Raw genomic sequence first — 25,889 nt, forward strand, 5'->3', positions numbered from 1 at the left:
GCGGCCCTTCAAATCCCGAAGTCCAGTGTCTTGCTCTTGCTTCGGGCGAGTTCCTTTTCGGCCTTGTTGGCCTCTTCCGGTTTCAGCTGATCAAGTTCGCCGTTTTTCTTTTCTGTCGGCGTCAACTGTGCGGTGACCTCGAGGGCCGAGGCCTTCTCGCCTTTGTTGCGTGCCACGGCTGCTCCGAGCCTGTCCGAACTGTCGACGACGAGTGTCAGGTGATCGCGAAGCCTCGTGATCGTCACCAGGAACGTTTTCTGGTTCGACAGGTTGCGCTCGCGGCTGTCCATGACTGCAATGCCGCGATCGGATGTCAGACCCTGCGCCATGTGGGCGTTGAGCGCATAGGCAAGATCGATCCGCTTCAGCATCGGATCGTCCTTTTTGAGCTCAACCTGGTCTCCCTTGGAAGTTTCGAAAGTGACCTTCCCGCCGACAACGGCAACCACCTTGGCCTGGTCGGCATTGAAGAGGCCGCGGCGATGATCGTTGCGGGTCCAGCGGATCCGGTCGCCTTCATGGATCTCGAGCTTTCTTGACTCATGCAAGGTCAGATTCTGGTCGCCCTTCCCTGCCCTGATCCGCGCGGGATCGAACCGGAACCGCTTGCCGCGCTTGTCCGCGACTTCGACCTGCCTGCCCTTCCGGTCCTGTCCCAAGACACGATACTCGCCCGCTGACAGTCCCAGGGCCTGTTGCTTTCTCGAGACCTCGAGCACCCGGCCAGGCTGGTAGGCTGACAGATGTCGCAGTTCTTCGCGGGTCGTGTTGACGCGATCCAGCACTCCAAGCTCGGCCTTGCCCGGTCCGATCTCGCCATTGGCGAGAAGTCCCTGCTGGACGGCAGCATTGACCGCAGAGCGGATGGCGCGGCCCGAAGCGTAGATCGAGGTGCGCGAGCGGGTGTCCTTGTCGAGCGCCAACCAGGTGTCAGCAGCGACCAGCGCGCCATCGCCCTTGGCCTCGAGTGTGTGCGGCTGCAGGTGACGCAGCGCCGTGCGTACATCACCCGCCTGCGCTGCCGCCTGCGCCTCGCGGATGACGGGGTCGCGGGCGCGCAGGTTGGTCGCCATTTCAGCGCTCGCCATGCCCGTCCGCTGCAGGAGCGCGAAGGGTTTGCCCGCATCAACTGCGCCGAGCTGCTTGCGGTCCCCCATCAGGACCAGGCGGTGAACGCCAGCCAGATTGGCGAGGCGGACGAGCTTTTCCTTGTCCTCATTCGAGACCATCGAAGCCTCGTCGAGGACAAGCACATGGTCTTTCAGCGCCGCCTTTGCCTCCGCGCGAAGCGCCGCGTTGCCAGGATCGTCGAGCAGCTTTTTCCAGCCACCAAGAAAGCGGGCCAGCGTCTGCGAGCCGATGCCGGTGTCGCGTTCGAGCATCTGGACGAGCGTGTTCTGGATCGCGAGCCCGATGACCGGGCGGCCATCGTCGCGCAGCACCTCGGCGACGGGCTTCAGAACGCTGCTCTTGCCGGCACCTGCAATTCCCTGGACCGCGATCGTTCGATCTTCGGACGTCAAGATCAGCTTCGCCGCTCCGAGCTGACCCGCATTCAGCCGGAACCCCTGCCCTGCCATTGCAGCGGACTGGACACGAGCGTTTGCGCTTCCCGGCTCAACTGCAGACGAGCTCGCACCCTTGCCAGCGGCAACCTCGGTCAAGATCCGCTGCTCGGCGATCACCGCGTCTCGCGAAGCCAGCCAGCCCGTGTGCTCTCCCTTGCCCGCTATGAGGTCGCCGGAGCGCACCAAGGCGCGGGTCCGTTTTTCAATATCGGCAATCGTCGCTGGCAACCCGAAATCGAGCGCAGCCTTGTAGAGCGCGGTGCGCTCGAAGGCAGCCTCGCGCTGCGAAAGATGACGCACCGCCGAAGCGACGGCCTGTGCCGCTGCGATCGTCTTACGGTCCTGTCTGAGGACCGACTTGGGCACAAGCGGATCAGCCGGATCGCCCCTGACATGCGCGGCGAAGCGTCCCAGCCATGCGCGCCCGCGCTCGACAAGCGAGCCGAACCTGCCAGTTTCGATCGACTGTTTCAGTGTGCGGGTCCGGGCCCGCTCGACCAAGGGCGCGAGGTCCAACCCGATCGATTTCGCGGTTTCGCTCCAGAGCTTGCCCAAGGTTTCGCGGTCCTCGATCGTGTCCTTGCTGGCGCGCGTATCGAGCGCGGCGATGCGGCCTGCTTCAAGACCAGGACCGCGCCGCGCATCGAGCACTTCCTGGCGGCGGCTCGAGAACGCCATGACCTGTTCGCGGGTGATACCGCGCGCCTCGAAATTGCCATGCTTGAGGGTCGGTCCCGGCTCATAGCCAAGCTTCTCGACCGCGACGCGAAAGCGCGCCATCGCGATAGAATTGAGCGTGGTGTTGAGCTGCCAGAGCCGGTCGTTCTTGAGCGTACGCCACTTCCCGTCCTTGCCTTGCGTGACATTGGCGATGACCGCATGGAAATGGAGGTTCGGCTCCTGGTTGCGGTTGGTGTCGTGCTGGAACAGGCCGATCGCAAGGTTTCCGGTGGCCTGCGTTACGATCTTGCCTTTCTCCACCATCCGGGTCTCGGCCGCATTCTTCTCAGCCCAGTCCAGCGCTTCGAGGACGGCTTCGCGGTAGGCGGGGATGATCCGCTCGTCCTTCCCGACGAGCGCCAGCAGCGACCAGCTCTTGGGAACGGAGAAGGTGAGGTCTGTACCTGGGCGGTGTGCCTGCCCGGGATTGCCGACACTGCTGCCGTCGGGCAGCTCGCCACGCAGCAGCGCGTCGAACGCTTGGGTCTCGACCTTGCCGTCGAGACCAAGGCGCCTTGCACCCTTGCCGACCCACCGGCCCGAGCGGTCGGCATCGGCGCTCGCGTAGTAATTGTCCGAAGCGAAGTAGCTTGCCGCCGCCGATGGCGAGCGGACATTGGCGACGGAAAGCATGGGCTGGGATCACTTTCTCTTGGCCCTCGTCCCCTCCCCGGTTGAGCGTCACATATCCGGATCGAAGTCCCCGTAATCGTGACCATGGTCCTGCCCCTGATCGGCATCGCGACCCTGCTTCGCTGCACCGCCCAGCAGCGACTTCTGCTGCTCTTCCTGGAGCCTCTGGTCGGCCTTGCCGCGCGCGACGTGTGCTCGCTGATGCGCTGCGGGATCGGGAATATCGGATCTGGCGGAAGGCACAGCCCGTTGCTCCATGCCGCGGTGCTCCTCAGCTTTCGAAGACAGAGGAAGTTCGGATTGAGCCGGCCGCTGAGGGTCCGATGTCGCCTTTTTCCCTCGCGCATTCGGATCGCGACGCTTCCTTGTCTGGTCCGGTCGAGCCTGATCGCCCTTGTTGCTGCGACGGGTCCGGCGCAGTTCCTTTTTGTCTTCCTTGTCGGCTTTCTTTTCAGCGCTGTCGGAGCGATCGTGCGCGTCCCTCATCCGGCGAGGATCACCATCATTGTCGCCTGTTTCAGAGGCTGCTCCGGCACCGCCCCCTGCTCCATCTTTACCATCAGAGTGCCGGGTCTGCGGCGGTGGCTTCGGCATATCGCGGGGAATGAAGCCTTCGGCTACCCGAGGCCAGTTGCGCGGTGCGAGAACCACGGGTGCCGCCGGAAATCCTTCGGGAAACTTGATGAAACCATGAAGGTTCTTGAGCTTCATCAGCTCGTCAGGAAGCAGCAACGGAACGACCTGGCGCCGGGGCGTCAGGCTCACCGCGTCACGCGCATTGTTGTAGCCGTAGCTGTAACCTTCCTCCATCTCGCGAACCTCGCGGTGGCCGATGATATCGGAACACCAGGTGGCGGTCTCGCGATCTGCTGTGCCAAGGATCAGCTTGGTGCGGGCAAGCGAGGAGAGGGTCATCGCCATGTTCTCACCGTAGACATCCTTGAGCTTGGCAAAGGCATGAATCCCGGTGACGATCGCGCCCCCGAAATTGCGCGCGGTCTGGAGGCCCTTTTCGAGTGAAGGGAGACGATGCAGGGCGCCCAGTTCGTCGATCAGGAACCAGAGCCTGATGTCCCGCGAGCGCTGGCCCGCCATCAGCGTATTGATCGCGGTATCGAGCCACAGCGTGAGTAACTGCGAGAGCACGCTCATGTCGATGTAGCGGGCAGACAGGAACAGGATCGAGCCCGGTCCTCCTGCCCCATTGATCCACTCGCGGACCGAAAAGGGCTTCCCGTCTTCGGGCAGCATCTGGAGCGCCTTGGCATTGACATTGAACACTGCACGCACCGATTCCGCCATGCGCGCCGCGCTCGGCGTGCTGATGGGACCGGCCATGGTATCTTCGACGAGACGGTGCAGATCGGAGAGATCGGCGTTCATGAGTTCGTGCGCCAGCGCGGCGTTGGTGCCCCGCCCCGCTTCGGCGAGCTTGAGACAGGTCTCGACGAACAGCGTGCGCGCGGCGAGCACCCAGAACTGTTCGGCGCCGCCCCCATCATGCGGGACGAGCGACTCCGCTGCGGCATGGAATTCGGCACGCGTGGAGCAATCGTTGAACACGCTCCATGCGGGGCAACGCGCGTCGAGCGGGTTGAGAATGATGTCGCGTTTGGGATCGTAGAAGGTTTCGACAAAGGCCCCGGTAAGATCGAAAATGACCGCACGTTCGCCCCGTTCACGGATCTCCCTGGTAAGCTCGGTTAGGACGACGGTCTTGCCTGTCCCGGTTGTGCCAACAAGCATCGCGTGGCTCTGCTCGAGGCGCCAAGGCCAGCTGACCCCTGCCAGATGCGCTGGAGAATAGAAGCCCGCATCCCGCAGCGAAGCCGACCCGGCCAGACGCCAGCGCCAGCCCAACGCATCGCCATACTCGCGGGCACGGGCATTGCGGTTGTGCGCGGCGATCTCCCGGTCAAGTTCACGCAAGGTAGCAAGCTCCGCCCCGCGCACATGCTTCTTCTGTTTGGACTTCTCGCCGAAGCGTTCGGCAACCCACCAGAAAAGAGCGAAGAGCGGCGCAAGAATGAACCCAGCAAGCCACAAGGCGCTGATCACCGCGCTCCGGAATAGCGCGACCGCTTCGCGCATCGGCGGGTAATCGGTCACGACGGAAATAGGAAAAGCAACGAGGTTCCCATCGGCCAGCTTGAGGTTCACAAGCTTGTCCGGATCGAACTCCATGAAGGCATAACCAGAGGCATAGGCATGCATCCACAGGAGGTAGACCTGATAGTCGTCTAGCGCGCTGCTTACGTCCCAATAGACCAGCCCGAGAACGACCAGGAGTGTCACGATCAGGGGTCCCTTGAGGCCCGCGGCAAACATGAAGCCGAAATGCCCGAGGAGCTGGCTGCCGCGGGTGAAGTTGACGAGATTATGCTTCATCGTCGCCTCCCATGGATCGGGGTGCAACGATACCGAGGCGTTCCAGCCGGCGCTGGTAGGCAGCGACCGTTCTGTCGCGCAGAGTGCTGTCGGGATGATGCGTAAGCAGCGCATCCAATGCGACCGTGATGAAGATGTGCTGGCGCACCGGATCGGTCGCCGGCGTCCTCAGATCAGCTTCGGTCGCGCGCTGCCAGGCATCGAAGATGCAATCGCAAACAACGATACTCGCGCTGACCCTGCGCTCGTCTGCTTGTTTCCTGATCCATTCGGCGATCAGGGGCGTGACATAGGTCACGAACCGGTGGTGTCTTTGCATTTTTCCAAGTTCCTTGTGTTCAAAGAACCTGGCTCACCCTTCGAAAGGCAAGTGCCACTCTAGGCCGCAGCAGGGGGTGTAGGAAAACGGAAAATTCACAAACAATTGCAGGAGGCTAGATGGATCTGTGCCGACTCGGCACGGTCCGGCGAGCAACTGGACCGCATCCGGCACAGAAGATGGTATCGGCGAAATTTCGTGAATTCGCGAAACAATTCCGCGCCTTCCATTGCAGCACCCGCTGCGTACGGTGTGCCAATTCTGTTCCCCATTGCGCGGCGAAATCCGGTGATCTTGGTCGTTCCGTTCTCGAAGGCATTTTCCAGCAAAGCCCTTGGCGGCGCGAGCATCCAGTTCGCGGCCGTAATCCAGCCTGATCTGTAATTGAAAGAATACCACGCACAAAGACCGCACCCCCGTAAAGGCTGCGGCAAAGGAGCGCGTGCGGTGCCCGGGACCGGGGCCTGTCGGTGCCGCGGCACCGCGCCGGACCGACCCGCTGCCGCTCGGGAGTGCGCGCGGGGCCCAGAACAAAAATGGCCGCGCCCGCAGGAGCACCGCCGAAGGCGGGGCGGGACCGAGCGCGTCCCCAGCCCCGCTCCACATTTCGTCCCGCTCCAGTGCCAGCGAACACGAAAAAAGGGCAGGAACCGTCACCGGCTCCTGCCCTCGTTTGGTCGTCAGTATTCGTCCAGCAAGGCCCCATGGACCGTGTGCACCACGCGGCTGGCGAGATGCGCAGGCAGTGCGTTGTAGTCACCCTCGTCCAGGGCGAAGTAGCCCAGGTCTTCATCTTCCACCACGTGCTGGTCGAAGAAACTGTGCAGGGCGCGCCTTTCGGCAACTGCAAGCGCTTCGAAATAGCTGTGCGCGTTCGTGTCCAAGGTGCTGAGTGCAGTCATGATATCCTCCTGAAACCTGTCGCTGAGACGACAGGAAACAGGCGGAGGGGCATGGGGCCGGCGGGTCAGGGATCGCCCCGAGGGCGACCGCGAAGCGGCGGTGGGGGCAACGATTTTGTCGGACCGGAGCAAAGCGCAGGGGAGGCAAAATGGTGGGGCCCCGCCGTCCTTGACGCGCCGGCCCTATGCCCATCACCCTTGGAACTCGGTGAGCCAGCCCCCTCCCCCGCTCCGTTACCTAGTGCAAGGGACGACCCGCGCGATTGGACTTTCCTACAGGCTGTGCCCGGGTGCATGTTGATCGAAGGGAGGATCCACCGAGGGGTGCAGGAAAGGAACCCCGATGCCAACCAAACGAAGCGCTGTCGCAGCACTCCGGAAACTCGAGGCCGACCGGCTGGCACTTGCCGAGCGCCAGAAACAACTTGAGGAGCAAGCCGCCCTAGAACTGGGCCGCATCATATTGGGAACAGGACTTGAGACCTTCTCGAAGAAGGCGCTCGCAAGAGTTGCCGGAGAACTTGGAAAGCTCGGCGAAGAAGCATCTCTGCAGAGGCTGCTTCCACCGGCTCGCTCATCTTCTCCTACCGAACAGTGAACCGGAGAGTAGGAACAGTAAGAAGGGGCCCTGTCCGGTAGGACAGGACCCCTTCGGGAGGGAGACCGACGGGAGAGTTCAGTCGATCTCGGGAGCGTCGGTGTTCTCGTTGTCGTCGCTCGAACCACTGCCGCGGGAGAGGAAATCGACCTTGTCCGCGAGGATCTCGGTACCGTAGCGCGTGACCCCGTCCTTGTCCTCCCACTGGGTGTAGTGGATACGGCCCTGGACGCTGACCAGCTGGCCCTTGGTGCAGTACTGGCCGACGGTCTTGGCGAGGCCATTGAAGCAGGTCACCCGGTGGAACTCGCTTTCCTTGGCGGTGTAGCCGTTCTCGTCCTTGTAGGTCTTGCCGTCCTTGTCGCGTGCTGGGCGATCGGTGACGACGGTGATCCCGGTGACATTGGTGCCGCCCTTGGTCTCGCGGGTATCCGGATCGCGGGCGATGCGGCCGGTGAGGATTGCGATATTGGTCATGGTGTAAGTCCTTCGGTTCCTCAAACCGGAGACCATCTCCGGCTTGCGAACATCCAGAAGAAGCAGGGCATGGGAGGACTGCACCGCAGGCCAGCAGACATCGTCTGGGGGCCGAAGGGGAACCTGTTCATGACGGGTGGTGCGGGCAGGCAGCGCAGCTGCCAACACGGCCGGCAAGGAACGGGTTGCTGTCCTCAGCTGACCTGATTCAGGACTGTTCGCGAAGAAAGCCGGATGGGTATCGGGTGCGGGCCTGAAGGTGCCAATACCCTGCTGCAATCAGCCTGCTCCATCGCCTTCCGATGCCGCCAGGAGATCCATGAAGTTGCGGGCTGCTTCCCGGTCTTCCTCGTTTTCGAACGCAACGTCGAGATCGGGGGCAGACCCAAACATGTGCAGGAACGACCACAGTGCAAAGCGCTTGCCCCGGTCGTCCTCAAGGCCGAGATCGACCCGGCAATGCTCAATGCCGGCTGCAAAGGTGTCGGGAGAAACCCCGGAGAGGTCGGTGGTGGCAAAGTAGCGCTGCAGCAGATCGTCAAGTTGCATGACCGGTCCATAGTCGGGTCGATGCCGGATGCACATGCAGACGTTTACGATGCTGATGATGAATGCCCACTCAGGACCCGGGAGAGGTGCCCAAGAGGCCGCGGCGATCGACCACCGTGATCCGGCGTGCCTTGGCATCGATGACGAGCCGTTCGGTCACGCCATTTCCCGGAAAGGCGACGACGTAACGCGGATTGAGCGCAAGCATTTGCTCGTTGCGCTTGAAGCCGGCGCGGGCACCAAGCCGACGATCGAGCGAATAGGTCAGCTGCTGCACCTCGCGGCGCTCGGCCCAGCTCGCTGCGAGGCGATCTGCACCCTTGCCATCGCCGCCATGGACCAGGAAGAGATCTGGAACCGCATCGCGAACCTTGTCCAGCGTTGCCCAGATATTGTCAGCATATCGCTTCGCATCCTCGGCGCTCTCGAAGCTCTGGCGACCACCGGCGAAGAGGACCGGAATTCCTTCCGGAATCAGAGCGTGACGCCGCTTCTCAGCACGTGCGCGGAGGAAATCGCGGGCATCGATAACAGCCGACGTGAGATGGCGCGAATGGCTCGCACGCGAGCCGGAAACGGGCTTCCACGAGGAACCGGTCTCGTCGCGGTAAAGTGCTGCCGCCGCCTCGCGCATCTGCTCAAAGGCAAGCATGCTGGCTTCGGCAGCCTGCGCACGCTCAACCTGCTCTTCAAGATTGCTCGAATGCACTTCGGACCCGTCGGCTGATGCGAGGAGGACCCGGATCTCGTCGCCGGCCCGGTCAAGTTGAGCCGACTTGCGGCTGGCTGCGCGGTGAAAGAGATTGACCACGCCCCAGGCAATATCCTCGGCATCTGCTTCCAGGGCCGTGTCGGAAAACATCGCGAAGAGGTCGGACCATACGGCACCAAGCGTCTGGTCGATCGCATCCTCGCAGGGAAAGTCGGTCTCGTTGAAGGGGGCTGGCCTGATGCTGAGGCCTGAAAGGTCGAGGCCGCTCAACTGGTCGATGAAGCTGTCGTACATGGGGTGTCTCCTGATCGCGGGGACAAGGAGAGGAGGCACCATTGCCTCGGCCCTGTCCGCCGGAGCCCGATCAGGGCCGGGAAAAGGGGCGAGACGCACCGCGTAGCGGGAAACCTGCGGCCCTAGGCTGGCGCGGGCAACACGGGCCGACGGGCCGCAGGTTGCGGCGCGCTCCGACCGGCCCAAGGGCCTTTCCCGGCGGGCAGGGATGAGGCAGGATCAGGGCACGGTGTCGCAAGCAGATCGGGAGCGCTCGAAGATCGCTTCGCCATTCGAGAACCGACCGACCAAGCGCAGCTCACCGAACAGGTCGATGAACCGTCCCGACACCTGGCCGAGCCAGTGCCGTGCCCTTGCCCTTCGCGGGTTGTAGAAATCGGCTTCCCAGTAGCGAGCGTCATCGCGCTCTACGAGCCAGATCGCCGCGAGACCGCAATAGGTCGATATGCCGCAATCGGCGAAGGCGTTTCGCAGGAGGATGCGATCCTCGCGGCCGCGCCATCCATCGAAGCGTTCAAAGGAAGGAAAGGCCGCCTTCGTGGTATAGATGATCTCGTCGACGAGGCACTCGTAGGCCCAGTCGACATCTTCGTCTTCGCCATCATAAAGCAGGCGAAAGGCTACCACGGAGCCGGTCGGATAGCTGACTGAACGTCCCATCTCTCTGCTCCTCAGGCTGCATCAGCGAGATTGATGTCGGGCTTGCTTTCGTGGGATTGGCAACCACCCAGTTTGAGCAGCAGGCTTGCCGCTTCCTCGGCCTTGGCCGCAGCAGTGAGGATCGCGCGCTCGTCCGATTTGAGGATCTTGAGCCAAGATGCGATGTAGCTGGCGTGATGGTCGAGGTGGGTGACCGGAAGACCCAGTTCGGCTCCGAGGATTGCCGACGAGAGTTCGGCGATCAGTTCTTCGGCAGCATAGGCGTCGCTGCCAAAGCGGTTCTTGAGATCGCGATCGAGCCGCGAGGAATGTCCCGTCCAGTGCGACAGCTCGTGCGCGAGCGTCGCGTAATAGTGGTCATACGCTTCGAACAGTTCGGTTGGCGGCATGGTGACCCGGTCGCGCATCGGCTCGTAGTAGGCATGAGCACCATGATGCCGCAGGTCTGCGCCAATATGGGCAAAGAAGGCATCGAGCCGGTCTTCGCCTCCTTCGGGATCAAGCGCAGCAATGAATGGCTTGGGATGATAGAACTCGGGGAGGCCATCGCACTGGTCAGCGTTGAACACGGCATAGGCCTTAAGCACGCGCCGGTTTTCGGTGTCGGCCTCGCCTTCGGCGTTTTCGACCTCCTTGGTGTAGCTCTTGTAGAAGATTGCGATGGTCGATTTCTCGCCCTTGCGGACCTGTCCACCAAGCTTATGGCACTGGCGGTAGGTGATCCAGTATGGCGAAGTGTAGCCACAGCCATCGGCCACCATCCACAGCCAGAAGGTATTCATTCCGCGATAGGGCGTTCCGCAAGAACGCAAAGGACGGGAGACTGGCACGCCGCGCCACGGCTTTACCCACGGCTTTGTCCCTTGCTCGAGCTTTTCGATGATGGCCGCGGTAATGCGCTGGGCTGGCGAAGCAGAGGCAGTGCGGCGGGATTTGGTCATGGGAGTTCTCCTGAACGCCGGGACGGGCATGTCCCGGTTCAGGAAAAGCAAAGCTCTCTCCCCTCTCGTTTAATGATTACGGCTATGCGTCCTCATTGAACATTAGAGGGATGCGTAAAGGTCAACCAAGAATGATCTTCGCTTTCGTTGCAGCTATGTCCGCTACTTGTGATGGCTTCGACGATCGCGCCCACTACTTGGTCCAGAAAATCCTGGGTCGGCTTCATTCACCGCCGCCGACTTCGTGATGGAAATCGAGGGTTCTCCCACACGTCAAATGCATCGGAAATCCCACCCTCGCCATCTTCCTCTTCGTCCTGATCAGTATGAATGAGCAACGTCATCATCCATCCGTTGTGCAGGCGATAAGCTTGTTCCTGCAGGGATGGGTGAGGACCTTCTGTCGAAAGAGCGAGCCACACTCCGGCGCTCACGTCATCCCAATCGGATTGCTGACCATTGGACAGGCGCGCGGCGAGTGAAGGTGTGGGCAGCCGGGTCCCGATCCGAACATCAATGAAAGGAAAACGGCTGGGCTTGTAGATTCGCCGGACGACATCATCCTTCGAAATGATAACCGCGCAAACGGCATCATTGTACTGCACATATTGAAGAGCGGTCGCTTCGTTACTCATATTGTAGCGCGTGGCCAGCGTGAACACATGCTCCAGCGCTGGTGTCCCCAGATTGCGCATATCGGGTTTGAAGTGCGCGAGCGGCATGAGCATGCCCGCACTGAACCGATTTGCCTCCAACTCCATCCGCCGCGCACGATTGTCACGGTCCGCCTCACGGATCGCCATATCGGCTTTCGAGCATGTGAACTGACCGGCGCGCGCGGGCTGGTGCGCGATAATAAGATAATGTCCGAGTTCGTGCCCGATAGTGAAGCGCTGGCGCTGCACCGAGCCCTTGCTGTTGACCAGGATGACGCCACTCGCGCGTTCGGGCTGTGTAACAAGTCCACCTTCGAAGCTGGCTGTTTCCAGCCGATGGATATCGGTGATGCCGACCGCCTCGGCCAATTCCTCAATCGGCACCGGGATCGGCATGTCGGGCACCTGCCGCATGATTTCAGCGATGATCTTTTCCGGCGAACCGCAGTCCGCGAGTTCGATCCGATCAATCTCCATCCTACCCCCCGGTTCGGCGCTTCTGCATCCCTTTGATAATGTCTTCGATCAGCTCGCGCTCCTTCGTATCGAGCGATTTCAGGTCGCGATACATGACGAGCAATTGTTCTTCGTCGCTGCCTTCGTCGGGAGCCTCTCCAACAAGGCTGGCAATCGAAACGCCGAAATGATCGGCGAGCTTCCGGACGAGCTCGATCGACGGATTCTTGGCGGTGCCCTTCTCCAGTTCCCAGACGTGCGCTTTCGATGCGCCGATGGCGTCCGCGACATCCTGAAGCGACTGTCGCTTTGCAGTGCGAAGTTTCTGAAGCTTCGTCGCCAAGGACATTGACCGATTTCCTTTCACGCATCCTATCATGCGGACACCCTCATAGGAATCAACAATCGTTCGGTCAAACGAACGTTTTCGTCCGGTCAGTTGACCTAGAGCGTCGTTCGGTATATCTTACGATTTTGTCGGGCCAATCAGACAAGGAATCGCTCATGAGTCGTAACCAGCATATTACACCCCACCGTCGTGGCTGGGCCGTTCAGCCGGCCGGAGGCCAGCGTGCGTCGTCCGTTCACCGGACACAGGCTGAGGCGATTGCCCGCGGTCGCGAGATCGCCCGCAATCAGGAATCCGAACTTCTCATCCATGGCCGCAACGGCCGAATTCGCGCGCGTGACAGTCATGGCCGCGACGAATTCCCGCCCGAAGGCTGAACCAAGGGAGCCCTGAAATGACGTACCAGAAGCCGATCTTGCCGCCTTCGGCCGCCGATGCTCTCCTGATGGACGTCGCGCGCCGCATCCAGCTCTCGCCCACCAAGCATGACGAAGCCGAACAGCATTATCAGGCGCTCTGCGCCCATGTGGATCGGCCCGACAGCCCGCTCCACGGGAAGGTGATCGCCTGCTATCCGGGCGGTAGTTTCGCGACCGGAACCGCGATCGCATCGCGCGTCTCGAAAGATCAGCACGATGTCGACGTCGTGATCGAACTCGATATTTCGCCGTTCAGTGAGCCGTCGGGCGTGCTGGCGACCCTTTTCGTTGCGATCAACGGTGAGGAAGGCAGCCGTTATCATGGGCGGGTGACCCTCAACAGCCGCTGCGTCACCGTAACCTATGAAGACGGCACACGCGTCGATCTCATGCCGATCGCCCGGCTCGACCAAACGCCCCTGAAGGCTGGCCATCTTTTTCACTGGCGCCAAGAGACCGCCGAAACCTACCACAAGACGGTCAATCCTTGGGGCTTCGCCGATTATTTCAATCGTGAGGTGGCGTTCGATCCGGTTTTCGCGACGATGTTCGACGCCCGTCGCCAGATATCGGATGGCGTGGTCGCGAAGGCCGAAACCGACCCGCTACCCGGTCGCGTTCCGCTCTCGGAAAAATCCTCGCGCGTCGTGGCGCTCCAGTTGCTGAAGCGGAATCGCGATGTCCGCTACCGCTCGCGCGATGGTCGGAAGCCGCCGTCGGTAGTGCTCGCGGCTATGGCTCTGGATAGCGGTCCGGCGCAGTCCGGGCTGGTTGACGAGGTCGTCAATATTGCCTCGCACATCAGTGGCCAGCTTCAGGATCACGTTCGCCGGTTTGACACCTTGGTCGTACGCAACCCCTCCTTCCCGGAGGATATCTTCACAGATCGATGGCCTAGGGAGGTCGCCGCGCAGAACGTTTATATGCGTGATCTCGATCATCTGCAGCGGCAGCTTGGTCGCCTTCGCAGCGACAACGCAAATCTGACCGAAATGCGGACCATCCTCGATGACCTGTTTGGCGAGACGGCGGCGGGCTTCGCGGTCGAACGCTTTCTCGATGCAAGCCGGCGCGAAGCCGAACGCGGCGCGATGCGCTTCGGAACGACCGGACGCATCCTTACCGGCGCGCCCGCCATCATCGGCGCTGCGACCAGCACAGCCGCGCGCGCCAGTACCAACATGGGTGGCGGATGCATCCCGGACTGATCAGCATCGAGAATCAGATTGCCGCGATGGCCGAGCGCTGGCCCGGCTTCAAGGTCATCGAGCGCGCCGATCGATACGCTGTCTGGCAGGGACGTCTGCAACCTCTCCAGCGCTTTTACACGGTTCGGATCGGCTATCGTGTGCCGTTGGCGATCGAGGCCTTCTCGCTGCTGCAGGTTCAACCGCGCGTTCAGATTCTCGATCCCGTTCTCGAACGGCATTCAGACTATGAGGAAGGCCCTGTCCCCCACGTCTATGTGAACCGCGACGAACCAAGGCTGCCTTATCTCTGCCTGTTCGACGCCTATAATCGCGAGTGGACTCCGAGCGATCTGCTCGCCGAGACGACGGTGCCGTGGAGTTCGCGCTACCTCTTCTTCTATGAGGGTTGGCTCGCGACTAAGTCATGGCGCGGCGGCGGTCGGCACCCGACACGAGAGGAGCAAGATGGCATTGCAAACAAAAAGGCCATCGCGGCGGTCTGACGGCACATTAGTCGAGCAGCGGGTGCAATTGCCCTGGCCTACCGACAAGCCCTTCCGCATTCTCTCGATCGACGGCGGCGGGATTCGCGGCATCCTGCCGGCTGCTCTTTTGGCAGAGTTTGAATCTCGCCACTTGGATGGCCGCTCGGCAGGCGAATATTTCGACCTAATCGCCGGGACGTCTACAGGTGGTATCATTGCCCTCGGCCTGTCAATTGGAATGCGCGCAAGCGAAATCCTCAAGCTCTACCTCGATCATGGCGAAGCAATATTTCCGCCAATCCGCCCCCCTTTTAGCAGGCTTAAATCGGGCCTTCGCTTTTTCCATTCGTTGACTCGCTACCAGTATGAGCGTGGTCCACTCGAACGCGAGCTACGCAAGCTGTTCGGCGAGCGGCAAATCGGCGATGCGCACTGCCGTTTGTGCATACCGGCATTCGATGGCTTCACCGAGGTCCACATCTTCAAGACACCGCACCACCCCGACTTCAAACTCGACTGGCGCGAGGAAATGGTGACAGCCGCACTCGCAACCTCCGCGGCGCCGACTTTCTTCTCCGTCTATAGGAATGGGGAGCGGCGCTTTGCCGACGGAGGCGTCTGGGCGAACAATCCTGTTATGGTTGCGCTAGTCGATGCGCTAAGCTGCCATGATCTCAATCGGCGCCAAGTCCAGATTCTGTCGCTCGGCTGTGGCGAGTCCGAGATGCTTATCTCAGATGATCAGGTCCGGCTCGGCGGACTATGGCACTGGAAAGAGGTCATCTCGTCGGCAATGCGGCTTGCTAGCCAGAACGCGCTTGGTCAAGCAGGACTTCTCATTGGTCGCGACCAACTCGTGAGAATTGACGCGCCCCTGATGCCTGATAACCCCATCGAGCTCGACGATTATTATCGCGCCAAACAAGTTCTGCTTCCACTTGCTGCGCCCTTGGCGAGCACTTTTGACGAGGTTGTTAGCCAGCGCTTTTTCGCAGTGCCTGTCGATCCTTATGAAGCATTTCATGGCTCGCGAGCGGGCTAATGGCCGACTATTCGGTGAGCGAAGCCGAAGCTGACCGAGGGCTTCCAGCCCAAATGCGGCTCAGATTTTAACATCCAGATGGCGGCCCGTCCCGAGAGGGACGGACCGCCTGCCGAGTGACCTGGACCTGTCAGGAGGGGTCAGGCTGCCTGCTCGGCAATCTCGTCAGTTCCTTCGGCGTTGACCGCCTCGTCTCCGTCGTGGTCGGCCAATTCGACTTCTTCAGAATCGTTGAACCGCATGATCGGCGGAACCCAAGCCTGCGCCCGTTCCTTGACCTCGGGCTCGCCAATGAAGTTGCCCGAGAAGATGCGTTCGGCAGCGCTCGCAAGCTCAGCCTTCTTCGATGCGGCATAACGACTGACCAGTTCGGGACCGCCGGCGGCGTCGAGCGCTTCGAGCGTGCGCGCCTTAGCCACCCGGTCGAAGTAGTTTTTCGCCGTGGGACGCCACCAATGCGCGGTCTCGATTTCGAGGAGCGAGCCGAGTGCCTCGTGCATCGGCACCGATCGTTCGCCTTCGCAGGCAAGGCTGGCAACCAGAGTGCGCGAGACGACATGGCCAAGCCATGCTGAGCGCGCCTCGTCGGAAAGCGCTCGGAATTTCGCGAACCGCTCGACATCGCTTTCACCCGCACGCCAGTTTTCATCGAGCGACCCGGCGAACTCGGCAAGCGCGGCACTCGCCGGCGCATCCTTCGCCTCGAACCCGGTGATAGGCCCGGACGCGACCGAGCCAACGAGGGTCGACGCTTTCTTGGCGCGCCAGTCGTGCCCATCGGCATCGGCGAGCGTGAAGACCATGAAGTCGAGCGCTAGTGCCGGGTCGTTGGCGAGATGGATTGCCAGGATGTCGCGGCGCTGCATTGCGAGTTCGTCGAGCAGGCGCTGGGAAAGCGAGCTCCCCTTGGGCTTAGCCGCACCGCTCTCTTCAATGGCCTCGACCACGCCTTCGTCAGCGATGACCTCGGTCTCGGTGTAGAACTGCGGGACCAGGGTCGGCTCGCCATTGCGCGAGAGGACGAGGAAGGCGCCGGCCTCCGGTTTCAGTTCGTCGGCGAGTACCGGCGGCCGGTCATTGAGCACGCGCATGGCACGGTCGATCACCACTAGTTCCTTCTCGGCCTTGGCGACCTCGTCCTCGTCGCTGTCCTCGTCTTCGAGCACAGCGGCGACGCGGTCGTAGTCGGCCTCGAGCTCGCCGAGTTCCTGAGCTTCCTGTTCGGTCATCGGCGCAGGGTCGCAAGGCAGACGGCTCAGACCTTCGACGAGGTCATGGCTGACGTAGTTGCCAAGGGTCGGGCGCACCCAGGCAAGGCCATATTCGAGCGCGGCCTTTTCTGCGGCTTCGTCCATGGCCTTGTGCGCGAGGTCCTCGAGCAGCGCGACATCGATCCAGCTCTCGCTGGCATCATCGTCGAACAGTTCGCGCTCGATCCGACCACCTGCGTCGAGATAGGCATCGCGTCCGACTAGCACAGCTCGCGGATCGGAACCGCGCACCGTGGCATCGAGCACCATGCGGCGGATCGTGTCGGGCGTGATCTGGTACCAGGCGTGCTGCAGCTCAGCATAGACATGCGCCTGGCGCTCGACGTCGGAAATCGCGCCGTAGGCCTTGGCCATGTCGAGCGTGATCGTGCCTTCGGCGAGCGCTTCGAAGACGCAAGGCGCGAGACTTGCCAGGCGCAGACGCCCTTCGACGAACCGGACGGTGAGGCCGAAGCGGCGCGCCACGTCTTCGGTGGTAGCCCCTGCCTCGATGATGGAGGCGAAGGCCTGCGCCTCGTCGGCGGGGTTCATCGCGAGGCGCTGGAAGTTCTCAGCAAGACTGGCTTCGCGCACTTCGCTTTCTTCGCCTTCGATGACGAGGCAGGTGACCTCGTGGTTCTCGGGCAAGGTGCCCTCTTCGGCCAGCGCCTGCAGCGCGGTGAGACGGCGACCGCCGGCCTCGACTTCGAACTTGCCGCGCTTTCCTTTGCGCACGACGAGGTTCTGCAGCAGGCCGCGCGCAGCAATGTCTGCCCGCAGCTGGAGGTCGGCCAGCACGTCGCTCGACTTGCGAACGTTGCGCGGGCTCGGGACGAGCTTCTTCAAGGGAATCGACTGGATCATAGGTGTTCTCCTGATGGATTGAAGGCGCAGGTGAGGATCACGAGGCCCACAAGCCCAAAGGGCTCCCTCCACTCTCATTCTGAGAATGGGGTCTGCCCGAGGGATCAGGCGGCAAGCGCGGGAAGGATCAAAGAGGCTTTCGACACCGGGACGAACAGCCGCGTGCGGTAGCGGATGATCTCGGTGAAGCAGCCCTTGTTCTTGTACCAGTCGAGCCGGTCGGGCGAGAACCCGGTCAGTTCAAGGCGCTGTTCGCCGCCGACCAGCGAGCGCTTCACAGTCAGGGAGTCGTGGCTTGCGAGGCACAGCGGTTTGCCGCTGGCGAGGACGAGGTCGCCGATCTGCTCTGCCGATGGTCCGGTAACCCCGGAAAGGCCAAAGGTATCGGCGATTGCAGCGAGATCGACATCGAGCACTTCGCGGCCGATGATCGACTGGCCGTCCTCGGCAACGAGCCGGGTGACGCGGACATGATCGCCGGGGAGGCGCTTCCAGACCGGGAGCAGCAGTCCGGTGGCGAGATGGACGCGCTCGGTAACCGGTGATTTGGCCGCCTCTTCTTCCTCGGTCCTCCAGGCGCTGGTGAACGCAGTGACGCCAATTTCTTCCCAGTGGCTCTCACCGAGTGCCTCAAGTGTCCAGTTCGCGGACTTGAGCGGTCGCAGAAGGCGCCGACGTTCGATCACGGCCCCGTCGTCAGCGATAAGGCGCCGGGCAGGAACCGAGAGGGCGACCTTGCCCGAGCGCGTATTGCGCATCGGGATAGCGTGCGGGCTGCCGATCTCGTGCATCCGCACCAGGCGCTGCAATCGCAGAGGCCGAAGGTGCCTCGTCATTTCGAGCGAGACGAGACGGGTCTCGGCTCCGGTCACGGGATCGGTGCGCAGGAGTTCATCTGCCAGGACATTGAAACGATCAACCCTGACGGTTTCCAGTCCCTGGTCGAGCGTTCCGGCCTCGCGCGCGGCTTCGATCCGCGCTTCGACGAGACCAAGGTATTCATCAAATATGGCGTTCTGGAGCGCGATCGGCAGCGCGAGAATGCGGTTGAGCCAACGCTGAATCGTCGGGAGATTGTCGGTCAGCCCGCCATCGGGGTTTTCGAGCCGGAGACCCGTACGCTCGACAAAATTCCCGAAACTCGTGGCTTCGAGCTTGCCGTCATAGAGCAGCTGGAACCAGCGGCTGAGCGCGTCGCGCGCATAGTCGCTTTCGAGATTGTCGGCCGGGTCGAACAGGTTCTGACCGCCCGTCTGGCGCTGGCCGCGCGTCAGCGCGCCCAATGCGTCGAGCCTTCGCGCAATGGTTGAGATGAATCGGCGTTCGCCCTTTACGTCGGTGGTTACCGGCCGAAACAGCGGGGCCGAGGCCTGGTTGGTGCGGTTGGTACGACCAAGACCCTGGATGGCGTTGTCCGCGCGCCAGCCCGGCTCGAGCAGGAAATGAACCCTGCGCTGCTGGTTTCGGCAGCCGAGGTCGGCATGATAGGATCGCCCCGTGCCGCCCGCATCCGAGAAGACCAGGATGCGCTTGATCCCTTCCATGAAGCTTTGGGCTTCGGCGACATTGGCGCTGGGGCTACGCCGTTCGAGGCGCTGCTCACCATCGCGGCCCAGTACAAGCCTGCGGGTCCGGCCCGTGACTTCGGCCACGGCGTCGGTTCCGAAATGTTCGATAATCGCATCGAGCGCAGTGGCGATGGGCGGCAGTGCGCAAAGCTGTTCGATCAGCGCATCGCGCACAGCAATGGCGCGCGGGCAGAAAACGGGATTGCCCTCTCCGTCGCTCATCGCCTCGGAGCGAAGATTGCCGTCCTCGTCGGCGAATACCTGCATCAATCGTATCGGGAAGCTCTTCGTAAGGTAGTCGATGACGTATTCACGCGGGGACAGATCGATATCGAGAGCTTCGCGTTCTTCCACGGTAAGGTCGGCAAGGCGCCGGTCGAGCATGGCCTCGGCGGTCGAGACCAGCTGCACGACAACCGAATTCTCTTCGCCAAGCGCTACTTCCATCGCGGGGATCAGGCTCGGCAATTTCATCGAAAGCAGGAGCTGGGCAAAGAAGCGCTGCTTGGTGCCTTCGAAGATCGATAGCGCCGCAGCCTTGGCATTGCGGTTGAGCGTGTCGCCGCTGTCCTCGTCGACCACGCGGGTTGCTTCGAGCGCAGCTTCGAGGTTGCGGTGGATGATCGCCCAGGCATCAGCATAGGCATCGTAGATCCGTACCTGTGCTTCGGTCAGGCTATGTTCGAGGATGTCGTACTCGACCCCGGCGAAGGACAGCGCACGGGCAAGATAGAGGCCCTGGGCCTTGAGATCACGGGCGACGAGCTCCATCGCCGCGACGCCGCCAGCGCGGATCTCGGTCATGAATGCCTCGTGGGTCGGAAAAGCGGTCTCGGGTCCCCAAAGGCCGAGGCGGGAAGTGTAACCGAGGTTGGCGATATCCGAAGCGCCAGTGGCAGACGCGTAAAGCACGCGGGCGCGCGGCAAGTGGTTCTGCAGCCTGACGCCCGCCATCCCTTGTTCAGAGCCCTTGACCTTGCCGCGGATTGAAGAGCCCCCGAGCGCATTAGCCATCGCATGGGCTTCGTCGAAAGCGATCACGCCGTCGAAATCCTCGCCCGCCCAGGCAAGGATCTGGTCGAGCCGCGTATCCTCGGCGCGGCCCGAGCGCAGCGTCGGATAGGTGACGAAGAGAATGCCTTCGGACATCGTTACGGGCTGGCCGAGTTTCCAGCGCGAGAGCGGCTGGAGATCGAGCGGTAGTCCGCCAAGCGCTTCCCAGTCGCGGCGTGCATCTTCGAGCAGCGCCTCGTTCTTGGTGATCCAGACATGCCGGCGCTCGCCTGCGAGCCAGCGGTCCATGATGACCGCTGCGATCTGCCGTCCCTTGCCCGCTCCGGTCCCGTCGCCAAGGAAGAAGCCCTGCCGGTAGGTGTGCCCATCTTCGGACAGCTCCAGCGAGGTGGCTTCCTGGCTGACCTTGAACTGACCTGGAAGATCACGCGAAAATGCCTGGGCAGCGTAAACGAGTGTCTCGCATTGCGCTTCGGACAGCAGGCCATCGGCCTGCCAACCTGCGGGAAGGCGCGGGCAAACATCGGGCTGCGGTGCCGCGACCGAACCCATGGCGACCGATTCCACGAGCGGGGTGGGATGGACCGGCGCATCTTCGAAGGCGATGCGGCTGGGCCGGTAAGGCAGGTAGATGCCTGCCTGTTCGGGCACAGGCGCGGGGTCGGCGAGGACCGAATAGGCAAGGTCGATCGCATTCGCGCTGGCTGCTGGTGTCGCGGCGAACGGCGCCACCGGCCGAACCGGCGCGCTTTGGGTCGAAGTCTTGCAAACGAGGCGCACTGGCTTGCCGACTGGCAGGCGATGGATGTTGGCGGATGTCTGCGCACGGGGCGGAAGCGCAGTGATAAGCTCGTGGAGCGCGATCAGGTCGGCAGTATCTCCGGTGATCGCGGGCGAAGCCGCAGTCGGCGTCTTGTCGAACACGACCAGTCGAACGGCAATCCCCGTCCCTGTCCGGCGAAACATCTGCTCCAAGCGGACATTGAGCACGAGCGACGTTTCGTCCTGTGCTTTGGCGAAAGCGGAAGCATCGAAGCCTTCGGGCATGATGGCGACTATCCTCGCCCCATTTGCAGCCACTCGGATCGCACCGCGCAGGTGACGCATGGCGGTCTCACCGTCCTTGCCGCGTTCCTGGCTGCGGGCGAATGGCGGGTTCATCAGCACGACCGACGGAACAGGGCCGCGCACCAGGTCGGCGATCAGCTCCCCGTCATACGTGGTGATCGCGGCTGCGGGGAAGATGTGGCCGAGGCAGTCTCGTCTTGCCGGATCGATCTCGTTGAGGAGCAGCGAAGCGTTCTGGACGCTGCCCCAAAGCGCAAGGGCGCCATTACCGGCGGATGGTTCGAGAAGCGTGTCTTGCGCAGCAACTGCTGCGGCCTTCGCCATCAGCCAGGCCAGCATTGGCGGGGTCGAGAACTGTTGGAGCTCGACCTGTGCTTCGCTGCGCACGTGCCGCGGCGGCAAAGCTGCTTCGAGCCAGTCGAACCGCGCTTCGGCTTCGTGTACATTCGTCGCCAGATCGATCCGTGAGGACTCTCGAAGCCAGAGTAGTGCGCCGATCTCGACCGCGCTGTTGTAGTCGTCGATCGTCCAGGCACCTCCCCAGTCGAGAACACCGGTCTCTTCGGCGAACAGCCCGGAAATGTCGGTACGGGTAAGATGACGACCCGAAGCAAGAAGCGCGGCAACTCGGGTGCCAATGGCATAGGCCAAGGGTATGGACGGCAACTGCTCGCCGGCGGGAAACAGGTCTGATTGAAACATGGCAATTCGTCCTCCTGATGGGGGCATCGGGACACGCCCTCTGCCGGATCAAGAAATCGAGAAGCCCTCTCTCCTCTAACGCGCCGCTTTGCGGCGCAGCCATGCTATGAGTTCATCGTTCCAGTCGGTATCGCTTGGATGTGGCTTGCGGACTTGGATCGTCCGCCCTTCCTGCGCGTAGGCTCCGAGGCCACGCGAGGCGGCCAGCTCGCCGCCAGCATCATGATCGACGAACAGATGAAGCTCGGTCACACTCTCGGGAATGCTTACGAGACCGAAACGCTCATTCCCAAGGGTCGCCCAAACGGGAATGCCGGTGAGCGCATAGGCTGACAACGCGCTCTCGATCCCCTCGGCAAGGCCGAGCTTCCCGGAAACCGGAGCAAAGAGACGGACAGCAGCTTCACCGAGCGAGCCAAGCGCGCGCTTTGGCTTGTCGAAGGTGGCCTTGGTTGAAGCCTCGGTGGACAAAAACGTGCGGTGGATCGCGATCGGCCCCTCATCGAGGCTGACCGCCGCAATCATAGCGGGAAGAAAGCGGGCCTGTCCTTTCGGCCCGAGCGGCGTTTGCGGATGAAAGCGAAGAGCTGAAGATGCGGCCAGGATGCCGCGGCTCTCGAGGTAGGCCTTCGCCGGACTGGCACCCAATGGTTCCGCTTCGCGCCAGATCCTCAACGCTGCTGCCGAGGGTGTGCGTAGCCTTGTTGGCTCGATCTGATCCTCGGCCGAAGAACCCGAGAAAAACCTGGCCACCTCGAAACCTTCGCGCGCCATTGCGGAAAGCACGCTCTGTTGATCGCAGCCCGCAAAGCAATGGAAGAGAATAGCCTTTCGGCCGAGCGTCACGCCGAGCGAAGGTGTGCGGTCATCATGCGCGGGACAGCACGCCATCCCCTTTGTGCCTGACCATTTGCCCCCTCGGCTTTCGCAGATGTTGCGGGCGGTGTCCTCAAGCGAGGTACGTGACAGGGTTGAATTCGAAACAGGCATACCGGCTCCATCGCCTCACAATTGCCCCCTCCAGACGAACCCCTCTCCTCTCGGATAAACTTGCAAAAAAAACGTTTTCCTACACCCATTTGTTCTATTTATGTTCTCTTGCGGATCGAGGCAACGTGAAAGGTAATTCAATGCGAATGTCTCTGGTGGCTTGCGGTTGCGGTGCGCTCGCGATTGCGATTTCGGGATCCGCGCACGCGCAGGAGTTTCAGGTCTTCGACCATGACCTCGGCACAGTTGAGGTTACAAACGACAAAGGGCGCGCTTTCAACCCGACTGCAATCCACTTGGGCAAGCCAGATGGCGGCGCGGCCTATATCGATAGAAGCTTCAAGGAAGCCTTGTATGAGCCACTCATCCGGCAAGCTGAAGCGCGATACCAATTGCCGCCTCGACTGCTTCAGGCCCTGATTTGGCAGGAATCGCGGTTCAACCCGATGGCAATCAGTCCGGCTGGCGCCGCTGGGCTCGCTCAACTCATGCCGGGAACGGCAAGAGAACTTGGTGTCAGCAATCGCCACGATCCGGCTGAGAACATCGATGGCGGCGCGCGGTATCTGAAGCAGATGCTAGAGCGCTTCGGTGCGATCCATCTCGCGCTGGCCGCATACAATGCTGGTCCCGGCGCCGTGTCGCGAGCCGGCGGAATACCGAAAAATCGTGAAACACCTGGATATGTGAAGAGCGTTATCGACCGATGGATGGCATACGGTTCGATATGACTACGAATCGGAAAAGGATCAGCGGACGGCTCGAGCACCTTCCTCGGGGAGCCGTAATTGTAACCGATGCCGGAGATCATTGGGTTCTCGAAGACTACGAACCCTCAAACAACGACTTTGGATTTGAGGTTACCGCAGAGGGTATCGTTGTCGGGTTCGACCGCCTTCGCGTCGAATGGCTGGGGCAGGTGCCCGCCTAGGAGCAGGTCAAGCGGCTCTCAAAACAGCAATGTTTTGCGCTTTGCCGCCGATGGAATCGAGGAAGTCTGCCCAATCCTGCAGCATTGCACGACGGGGAGCGAGATATTCGGCAGCATTGTATGCCCCGCGAACCTCGTTCTCTTCGCTGTGTGCCAATTGCAGTTCGACCCAGTCTTCATGATATCTGCGGATCCACATCGGTGGTTCGCCGACCTCGACCAGCTGCTCATTCGCCCAGGTGCTCGCCAGACCCCTGAAGCCGTGAACAGTTTGTCGCCCGTGGTAACCGAGGCGATAGAGGCCATAGATCATCGTATTCTCGGAAAGCGGCATCTTGGGCTTCTGGCCTGGAAAGACGTATTCGCCTTCGGACTTGCTGATCATATCTTGAGCAAGAGAAGCGGCTTGTCGCGACAAAGGCACGATATGCTCGCGGCCCATTTTCATCCGATCAGCGCCAATGCGCCAAACTGGTAAATCTCCGACTAGACCTTCAAACTCGTGCTTCTTGGCGAACCGGAGTTCCTTGGTCCGGACCCATGTAAGAAGAGCAAAGGTCAATGCCGCCCGCGTAATTTCGGATCGTCTCTCACCCTCTTCCTGGTATCGCTCCATCTTGATGATGAGTTCGGGTAGCTGTGCCAGAGGCAGCTTCGCCATATGCTTGACCCGAGGACGTGGCTTCAAAGCCCCCCGAAGATGCGCCGTTGGATCGGAATCGCAAAGTCCGCTGGCAATCGCGAACTGGAATACCTGACCAATGCATTGCTTGGCCCGTCGACTGATGTCGAGCGCGCCGCGCTCCTCGATCTTCCGAATGACCTTCAGGACTTCTGGTGGAGTTATCTCATGCATCATGAGCTCGCCTAAGACAGGAAGCACGTCCTGCTCCATCCGCGACCACACGCGCTTCGCATGGGCGGGATTGAGACTACTTGCTCTGTTCTCATGCCACATGGTGGCAATCGCCCTGAAGGTCTTAGCCTCTTCGAAGTCCCGACCCGGTTTGTGAACCATCGGGTCCCTGCCTTCGGCCAGCACACCCTTGGCAGCTCTCTTGAGTTCTCTTGCGGCCGCTATTCCGACTTCGGGGTAGGCACCGAAAGAAAGCAGCTTCTCCTTCCCGTGGTACCGGTATTTCAGCCGCCAGAGCTTCGAGCCGTTCTTTTGCACCAGGAGGAATAATCCCTCCCCATCCGCAAGCTTGTATGGACGCTCAGCCGCCTTCGCTTTTTTGATCTGAATCTCACTCAAGGCCATTGGGGGTATCGCTCCTTTTCGCTACCCCCGGAAAATACCCCCAAAATACCCCCACACCAAATCCGGCTTCAAGCGAATGCATGCGCACGCAAGCGGACGCGAATCACTCACATCATTCTGTTTTAATTGAAGTTTACGGATGTATGCGGAAGCAAGCGAACCCATGCGGATTCGAGATTGGTAGCGGAGGAGGGACTCGAACCCCCGACACGCGGATTATGATTCCGCTGCTCTAACCACCTGAGCTACTCCGCCCCAGTCATTGCCATGAGGCCTGCCGGGGCGAATTGCCCGCTCGGCAGGCGGCGCATTTAGGGCCGCAGAGCCGCCCGGTCAACACCCATGTCACGCCTTTTCGCGCCCTCTGAATGGGAAGTTGCGCACCATCTCCCACGGCCCCCCAAGATAGCGATGAAGCTCGAGGCCGGTGAAGTGGAACTCGCGTTGTTCGACGACACTTGCAAGTTCGGCCTGCAGCGCCCTCGCCTCCTCCTTGGTGACCTTGTTCTGGACGGTGATGTGCAGCCTTGGCTCGTGCAGGTCCTGGTCAGTGAGGGCGCCGTGAAAATGCTCCGCAATCCCTGCGCGAATGGCGAGCATGCCAGGGCTTTCGATTCGGATCGCGGTGCCCTTCCCCAAATCCATCAAGCCTTCGATCCGCGCCGGTACAGGCGCAAATTCTCCTGCCACCCGGGGAAGCACGGTCTTGAGCTCTTCGAACAGCGTCGGCGCAAAGCTGTGAAAAAGCGTGACATGCGCGTGCAAGTGATTGCGCTCAGGCGGAAAGTGCTCTCGCCGCAGCCTGTCTGCCCAGGCGAACAGATCAGGCGGCAGCGACGCCGTGACGATGAAGGGCGGGTTCTTCATGGTGGCGCTATGGACC

At 61.6% G+C, this 25,889-nt stretch carries 23 protein-coding genes and 1 tRNA gene; 7 read left to right on the forward strand and 17 right to left on the reverse strand.

Annotated features, from left to right (window positions below):
• Window positions 1-8: 8 nt before the first annotated feature.
• The 4 genes from mobF to P7228_RS15720 form a co-directional block, all read right to left on the reverse strand.
• Window positions 9-2,921, reverse strand: a complete 2,913-nt coding sequence (gene mobF / locus P7228_RS15705) for a MobF family relaxase (RefSeq protein WP_278016122.1) — start codon at window positions 2,919-2,921, stop codon at window positions 9-11.
• A gap of 48 nt (window positions 2,922-2,969) precedes the next feature.
• Window positions 2,970-5,309, reverse strand: a complete 2,340-nt coding sequence (locus P7228_RS15710) for a type IV secretion system DNA-binding domain-containing protein (RefSeq protein WP_278016123.1) — start codon at window positions 5,307-5,309, stop codon at window positions 2,970-2,972.
• Entirely contained in the window at window positions 5,299-5,628 is a 330-nt protein-coding gene (locus tag P7228_RS15715; protein WP_212451721.1) for a hypothetical protein, read from the reverse strand. Before P7228_RS15715 ends, P7228_RS15710 begins: the two co-directional genes overlap by 11 nt.
• Window positions 5,629-6,308: 680 nt before the next feature.
• Entirely contained in the window at window positions 6,309-6,530 is a 222-nt protein-coding gene (locus P7228_RS15720) for a hypothetical protein (RefSeq protein WP_212451787.1), read from the reverse strand.
• Window positions 6,531-6,873: 343 nt separating this feature from the next.
• On the opposite strand from P7228_RS15720, the gene P7228_RS15725 reads away from it, so the two are divergent.
• Window positions 6,874-7,128 (forward strand): DUF6437 family protein, encoded by a 255-nt coding sequence (locus tag P7228_RS15725; protein ID WP_212451789.1) that lies wholly within the window; start codon window positions 6,874-6,876, stop codon window positions 7,126-7,128.
• A 78-nt stretch (window positions 7,129-7,206) separates the two neighbouring features.
• Here P7228_RS15725 and P7228_RS15730 read toward each other — a convergent pair whose 3' ends face one another.
• The 7 genes from P7228_RS15730 to P7228_RS15760 all read right to left on the reverse strand — a co-directional run bounded on the left by P7228_RS15730 (window position 7,207) and on the right by P7228_RS15760 (window position 12,222).
• Window positions 7,207-7,605 carry a single-stranded DNA-binding protein gene (locus tag P7228_RS15730; RefSeq protein ID WP_278016124.1) on the reverse strand — a complete coding sequence of 133 codons (399 nt, stop codon included), beginning with the start codon at window positions 7,603-7,605 and terminating at the stop codon, window positions 7,207-7,209.
• A gap of 279 nt (window positions 7,606-7,884) precedes the next feature.
• Complete coding sequence (locus P7228_RS15735) at window positions 7,885-8,154, reverse strand: hypothetical protein (protein WP_212451793.1); 270 nt, start codon at window positions 8,152-8,154, stop codon at window positions 7,885-7,887.
• A gap of 70 nt (window positions 8,155-8,224) precedes the next feature.
• On the reverse strand, window positions 8,225-9,160 hold the full coding sequence (locus P7228_RS15740) for a DUF2493 domain-containing protein (protein ID WP_212451795.1): 936 nt from the start codon (window positions 9,158-9,160) through the stop codon (window positions 8,225-8,227).
• Window positions 9,161-9,379: 219 nt separating this feature from the next.
• Window positions 9,380-9,820 carry a hypothetical protein gene (locus P7228_RS15745; protein ID WP_212451797.1) on the reverse strand — a complete coding sequence of 147 codons (441 nt, stop codon included), beginning with the start codon at window positions 9,818-9,820 and terminating at the stop codon, window positions 9,380-9,382.
• Window positions 9,821-9,831: 11 nt separating this feature from the next.
• The gene (locus tag P7228_RS15750; RefSeq protein ID WP_212451799.1) at window positions 9,832-10,761 is read right to left on the reverse strand and encodes an ArdC family protein; all 930 of its coding nucleotides are present in this window, start codon (window positions 10,759-10,761) and stop codon (window positions 9,832-9,834) included.
• 227 nt (window positions 10,762-10,988) lie between these two features.
• Window positions 10,989-11,894: an ImmA/IrrE family metallo-endopeptidase gene (locus P7228_RS15755; RefSeq protein ID WP_278016125.1), complete on the reverse strand. Its 906-nt coding sequence runs from the start codon at window positions 11,892-11,894 to the stop codon at window positions 10,989-10,991.
• Window position 11,895: 1 nt separating this feature from the next.
• Complete coding sequence (locus tag P7228_RS15760; protein ID WP_278016126.1) at window positions 11,896-12,222, reverse strand: helix-turn-helix domain-containing protein; 327 nt, start codon at window positions 12,220-12,222, stop codon at window positions 11,896-11,898.
• A gap of 155 nt (window positions 12,223-12,377) precedes the next feature.
• Between P7228_RS15760 and P7228_RS15765 the strand changes: the two genes are divergently transcribed.
• The 4 genes from P7228_RS15765 (at window position 12,378) to P7228_RS15780 (ending at window position 15,358) form a co-directional block, all read left to right on the forward strand.
• Window positions 12,378-12,599, forward strand: coding sequence for a DUF2188 domain-containing protein (locus P7228_RS15765; RefSeq protein WP_212451804.1), 222 nt, complete (start codon window positions 12,378-12,380; stop codon window positions 12,597-12,599).
• A gap of 68 nt (window positions 12,600-12,667) precedes the next feature.
• The gene (locus P7228_RS15770; RefSeq protein ID WP_278016127.1) at window positions 12,668-13,849 is read left to right on the forward strand and encodes a nucleotidyltransferase domain-containing protein; all 1,182 of its coding nucleotides are present in this window, start codon (window positions 12,668-12,670) and stop codon (window positions 13,847-13,849) included.
• Window positions 13,834-14,334, forward strand: a complete 501-nt coding sequence (locus P7228_RS15775) for a type II CBASS E2 protein (protein WP_212451808.1) — start codon at window positions 13,834-13,836, stop codon at window positions 14,332-14,334. The genes P7228_RS15770 and P7228_RS15775 overlap by 16 nt, the downstream gene beginning before the upstream one ends.
• Window positions 14,297-15,358, forward strand: a complete 1,062-nt coding sequence (locus tag P7228_RS15780) for a CBASS cGAMP-activated phospholipase (RefSeq protein ID WP_278016128.1) — start codon at window positions 14,297-14,299, stop codon at window positions 15,356-15,358. Before P7228_RS15775 ends, P7228_RS15780 begins: the two co-directional genes overlap by 38 nt.
• A 140-nt stretch (window positions 15,359-15,498) precedes the next feature.
• Here P7228_RS15780 and P7228_RS15785 read toward each other — a convergent pair whose 3' ends face one another.
• The 3 genes from P7228_RS15785 to P7228_RS15795 form a co-directional block, all read right to left on the reverse strand.
• On the reverse strand, window positions 15,499-17,472 hold the full coding sequence (locus P7228_RS15785; protein WP_212451814.1) for a ParB/RepB/Spo0J family partition protein: 1,974 nt from the start codon (window positions 17,470-17,472) through the stop codon (window positions 15,499-15,501).
• 104 nt (window positions 17,473-17,576) lie between these two features.
• Window positions 17,577-21,824 carry a strawberry notch family protein gene (locus P7228_RS15790; RefSeq protein ID WP_212451815.1) on the reverse strand — a complete coding sequence of 1,416 codons (4,248 nt, stop codon included), beginning with the start codon at window positions 21,822-21,824 and terminating at the stop codon, window positions 17,577-17,579.
• A gap of 75 nt (window positions 21,825-21,899) precedes the next feature.
• Window positions 21,900-22,814, reverse strand: coding sequence for a DUF7146 domain-containing protein (locus P7228_RS15795; protein WP_212451816.1), 915 nt, complete (start codon window positions 22,812-22,814; stop codon window positions 21,900-21,902).
• 146 nt (window positions 22,815-22,960) lie between these two features.
• Here P7228_RS15795 and P7228_RS15800 point away from each other — a divergent pair, with 146 nt between their 5' ends.
• A complete protein-coding gene (locus P7228_RS15800) occupies window positions 22,961-23,545 on the forward strand; it encodes a lytic transglycosylase domain-containing protein (RefSeq protein WP_212451818.1) in 585 nt (194 codons plus the stop codon).
• Entirely contained in the window at window positions 23,542-23,745 is a 204-nt protein-coding gene (locus tag P7228_RS15805; RefSeq protein WP_224800987.1) for a DUF5818 domain-containing protein, read from the forward strand. The genes P7228_RS15800 and P7228_RS15805 overlap by 4 nt, the downstream gene beginning before the upstream one ends.
• A gap of 7 nt (window positions 23,746-23,752) precedes the next feature.
• On the opposite strand, the gene P7228_RS15810 is transcribed toward P7228_RS15805, so the two are convergent.
• The 3 genes from P7228_RS15810 to P7228_RS15820 all read right to left on the reverse strand — a co-directional run bounded on the left by P7228_RS15810 (window position 23,753) and on the right by P7228_RS15820 (window position 25,873).
• Window positions 23,753-25,006, reverse strand: coding sequence for a tyrosine-type recombinase/integrase (locus P7228_RS15810; RefSeq protein ID WP_224800986.1), 1,254 nt, complete (start codon window positions 25,004-25,006; stop codon window positions 23,753-23,755).
• Window positions 25,007-25,184: 178 nt separating this feature from the next.
• Window positions 25,185-25,261 (reverse strand) — tRNA-Met (locus P7228_RS15815).
• A gap of 90 nt (window positions 25,262-25,351) precedes the next feature.
• Window positions 25,352-25,873, reverse strand: coding sequence for a 2'-5' RNA ligase family protein (locus tag P7228_RS15820; protein WP_278016129.1), 522 nt, complete (start codon window positions 25,871-25,873; stop codon window positions 25,352-25,354).
• Between the last annotated feature and the right edge of the window lie 16 nt (window positions 25,874-25,889).

The organism is Altererythrobacter sp. CAU 1644, from assembly GCF_029623755.1.
Taxonomy (GTDB): domain Bacteria; phylum Pseudomonadota; class Alphaproteobacteria; order Sphingomonadales; family Sphingomonadaceae; genus Erythrobacter; species Erythrobacter arenosus.

Bases quoted from the DNA above. Each gene is read 5' to 3' on its own strand.
- mobF (WP_278016122.1), bottom strand. From the start codon at position 2,921: ATGCTTTCCGTCGCCAATGTCCGCTCGCCATCGGCGGCGGCAAGCTAC.
- P7228_RS15710 (WP_278016123.1), bottom strand. From the start codon at position 5,309: ATGAAGCATAATCTCGTCAACTTCACCCGCGGCAGCCAGCTCCTCGGG.
- P7228_RS15715 (WP_212451721.1), bottom strand. From the start codon at position 5,628: ATGCAAAGACACCACCGGTTCGTGACCTATGTCACGCCCCTGATCGCC.
- P7228_RS15720 (WP_212451787.1), bottom strand. From the start codon at position 6,530: ATGACTGCACTCAGCACCTTGGACACGAACGCGCACAGCTATTTCGAA.
- P7228_RS15725 (WP_212451789.1), top strand. From the start codon at position 6,874: ATGCCAACCAAACGAAGCGCTGTCGCAGCACTCCGGAAACTCGAGGCC.
- P7228_RS15730 (WP_278016124.1), bottom strand. From the start codon at position 7,605: ATGACCAATATCGCAATCCTCACCGGCCGCATCGCCCGCGATCCGGAT.
- P7228_RS15735 (WP_212451793.1), bottom strand. From the start codon at position 8,154: ATGCAACTTGACGATCTGCTGCAGCGCTACTTTGCCACCACCGACCTC.
- P7228_RS15740 (WP_212451795.1), bottom strand. From the start codon at position 9,160: ATGTACGACAGCTTCATCGACCAGTTGAGCGGCCTCGACCTTTCAGGC.
- P7228_RS15745 (WP_212451797.1), bottom strand. From the start codon at position 9,820: ATGGGACGTTCAGTCAGCTATCCGACCGGCTCCGTGGTAGCCTTTCGC.
- P7228_RS15750 (WP_212451799.1), bottom strand. From the start codon at position 10,761: ATGACCAAATCCCGCCGCACTGCCTCTGCTTCGCCAGCCCAGCGCATT.
- P7228_RS15755 (WP_278016125.1), bottom strand. From the start codon at position 11,894: ATGGAGATTGATCGGATCGAACTCGCGGACTGCGGTTCGCCGGAAAAG.
- P7228_RS15760 (WP_278016126.1), bottom strand. From the start codon at position 12,222: ATGTCCTTGGCGACGAAGCTTCAGAAACTTCGCACTGCAAAGCGACAG.
- P7228_RS15765 (WP_212451804.1), top strand. From the start codon at position 12,378: ATGAGTCGTAACCAGCATATTACACCCCACCGTCGTGGCTGGGCCGTT.
- P7228_RS15770 (WP_278016127.1), top strand. From the start codon at position 12,668: ATGGACGTCGCGCGCCGCATCCAGCTCTCGCCCACCAAGCATGACGAA.
- P7228_RS15775 (WP_212451808.1), top strand. From the start codon at position 13,834: ATGCATCCCGGACTGATCAGCATCGAGAATCAGATTGCCGCGATGGCC.
- P7228_RS15780 (WP_278016128.1), top strand. From the start codon at position 14,297: ATGGCATTGCAAACAAAAAGGCCATCGCGGCGGTCTGACGGCACATTA.
- P7228_RS15785 (WP_212451814.1), bottom strand. From the start codon at position 17,472: ATGATCCAGTCGATTCCCTTGAAGAAGCTCGTCCCGAGCCCGCGCAAC.
- P7228_RS15790 (WP_212451815.1), bottom strand. From the start codon at position 21,824: ATGTTTCAATCAGACCTGTTTCCCGCCGGCGAGCAGTTGCCGTCCATA.
- P7228_RS15795 (WP_212451816.1), bottom strand. From the start codon at position 22,814: ATGCCTGTTTCGAATTCAACCCTGTCACGTACCTCGCTTGAGGACACC.
- P7228_RS15800 (WP_212451818.1), top strand. From the start codon at position 22,961: ATGTCTCTGGTGGCTTGCGGTTGCGGTGCGCTCGCGATTGCGATTTCG.
- P7228_RS15805 (WP_224800987.1), top strand. From the start codon at position 23,542: ATGACTACGAATCGGAAAAGGATCAGCGGACGGCTCGAGCACCTTCCT.
- P7228_RS15810 (WP_224800986.1), bottom strand. From the start codon at position 25,006: ATGGCCTTGAGTGAGATTCAGATCAAAAAAGCGAAGGCGGCTGAGCGT.
- P7228_RS15820 (WP_278016129.1), bottom strand. From the start codon at position 25,873: ATGAAGAACCCGCCCTTCATCGTCACGGCGTCGCTGCCGCCTGATCTG.